Origin of the sequence: Streptococcus oralis (assembly GCF_023109155.1) — a bacterium.
GTDB classification, from domain to species: Bacteria; Bacillota; Bacilli; order Lactobacillales; family Streptococcaceae; genus Streptococcus; species Streptococcus oralis_BZ.
Genome location: NZ_JALDUA010000015.1, coordinates 1 through 1,338, shown reverse-complemented (window position 1 = coordinate 1,338; position 1,338 = coordinate 1). Strand labels below are relative to the sequence as shown.

1 protein-coding gene is annotated in these 1,338 nt (G+C 40.8%); it reads right to left on the bottom strand.

The genetic code is table 11. The features are described from left to right. Positions 1-1,338: SspB-related isopeptide-forming adhesin (locus M1F63_RS10085; RefSeq protein WP_345772918.1), on the bottom strand; the 1,338-nt coding region annotated here is incomplete at both ends.

The following is a 1,338-nucleotide window of genomic DNA, read 5'->3' as shown; positions in this document are numbered from 1 at the left end:
AAGTACTGGTTCAACGGAATGGTTTGACCATCAATATTGTCACTGCTTGGATCCATACTGATTGTCACATCTTTTTTAGGTGTGATTTTCGGTACATTGTTGACAACTACTTCTGTAGCATAACCATTTCCAAAATCAATTTGGTAAGCTTTGTTTTCATACTTACCACCCGTTTGACCAAATTCAGGTTTAACTGTCATCGGATCTGTGATGAGCAATGATTTTCCTGCTGCTACATAGTTCTTGTAGAATTCGGCTGGATTATCAGCTGAGAAGAGTTGGAAAGCACCTTTAACAGTGATGTTTGCTTTCTTCAACAGATCTTGAACCTTCTTAGGCGCAGCTTCTAAACTATCAAATTGTTGAACACTGATACCTGATACAAGGTTGCCCTCTAGATCACGGATCTTAACCAATTCTGGTTGAAGGGTTAAGGCTTCTTCTGGATAATCATCCACATAGTAGAAACCATTTTGAATCGCTTCTTTAGAAGATTTATCTCCCTTGTATTGGTCCAAATCCCATGTAAGTTCATAGTAGTTCGTTGAACCAGCTAGAACCTCTTTACCATCAATATTTACACCTTGCTTGTTCTTGTTAACTTTCAAAGGCTTGATGTAGTTGTTATTTGGATTGTCAGGATCATTTGGTTTACCTGGAGTCGTTACACGAACAATGTTTGACTTAACACCGTAGGCGTCGTTGACTGTCAATGTAAAGTTATTTGTATAAGTTGCCCCATCATTCAAGACACGACCAACAACAGTTGGATATAGAGTCTCAAAGGATTTTGTCAAATCTGCATTGAAAGCAGCCAAGGTCTCCTCAGTAGCCTTAAAGGTTACAGTGTGACTAGCTTTATCATAGCTTGTTTCAAAACCTTTGCTTGCAGCCTTGGTTGCTTCCAAATCAAACTGATAGCCAGTTGGAAGTGGATCTACCAATACAAACGAAGTTGTTTTTGGACGACCAGCTGTCAACGCTTCTGTTTTCAACTCAAACTTCACTACAGACTGCTTAGCAACGAGAGTACGATCGATATCTACTCCACCCTCATTTTTAATTTCTTTATTAATCTGAGGTTGTGCAAATAGACGATTGTAATGGAAGTGAACTGTTGGCACCGCTGGTGGTGTTGGCAACTGCTTAGGAGTTGGTGCTACCGGCGGAGTTGGCAATGGATCATAATTTGGCTCTTCTGGTTTTGATGGCTCTGGTTGATCTGGAGTTTTTACCGGTGGAGTTGGCTCATTTTCGTAGCTTGGTGCTACTGGAGCTGGTTCCAATGGTTTCTCTGTCTCATATGTTGGCTCTTCTGGTTTTGATGGCTCCGGTTGA